This is a genomic window from Marivita cryptomonadis, from assembly GCF_002115725.1.
GTDB classification, from domain to species: domain Bacteria; phylum Pseudomonadota; class Alphaproteobacteria; order Rhodobacterales; family Rhodobacteraceae; genus Marivita; species Marivita cryptomonadis.
Window position 1 is genome coordinate 1 of sequence record NZ_JFKD01000100.1, and the last position, 815, is coordinate 815.

Consider the following 815-nt stretch of genomic DNA (forward strand, 5'->3'; position numbering starts at 1 on the left):
AGACTGTAATCGAGTGCTCTGCTGATGGCTGAGACTTCAGGCACGAGGTCACGCTAGGCAATCAACCTGGCGTGCAGCATATTCATCACCCGTACAGCTTTTTCTTGCCGTATTCGGAGTCGTAAATCCGGCCCCAGATCGCGACTTCGCTTTCAATTTCGTACAACAACTGGATATAACGCAGAGCTTGCTCCGCAAGCGTGCTTTTATTCTTAGCGTGCAGCTCAAAGAAATTACGTTGCGCATGAGCCATTCACCCGATCTCGGTCACGTCTAGTTCGAAGCTGGCTTTGTAACCGACACAATCATCGCAGACCAGCTTGTCCTTCCAGTCATTCAGGAAGTTGCGAGCGTGTTCTCCGGCGCGGCTAGGGCTGAAGTCGTGAACCACCGCTGCCGCGTCCGAGAACTGGCTGGTGGCATAGGACCAAATATAAGAACTGTGGGTTTTCTTAGTTCCCGGCATGAGCATTTGCACAGGTGTCTCATCGGCTTGAATAATCTGCTGCCCGAGAACCACGTCGCGCAGCGCATCAACCAGCGGCTGGAACTGAACCCCAGTCACGGCCATCTGGCCACCGTCGGTGAGGCTATGCACGCTAACTCCTCCTCTCTTTCTCTTCGTTAAGTAGCATCAGCCATGAATTCATTCAAAAAGACCGTTCAAGTCATTGCACTCGTTGCAACGCTAAATGCAGCCTCATTGTTACAGGCAGCGTAATCAATTGCCGTCTACAAAGCCCCTAACTGTGGCTGCTGGACCAGGTGGATCGCTTATCTGAAGGAGTGGTCGACTATATGGAAAACAACATTAG

The 815-nt window shown here is 51.7% G+C and carries 1 pseudogene; it reads right to left on the reverse strand.

The features are described from left to right. Window positions 1–56: 56 nt before the first annotated feature. Window positions 57–565, reverse strand: a pseudogene (locus tag MCRY_RS22485) (IS66 family transposase); the annotation flags it as partial. Window positions 566–815: the final 250 nt, after the last annotated feature.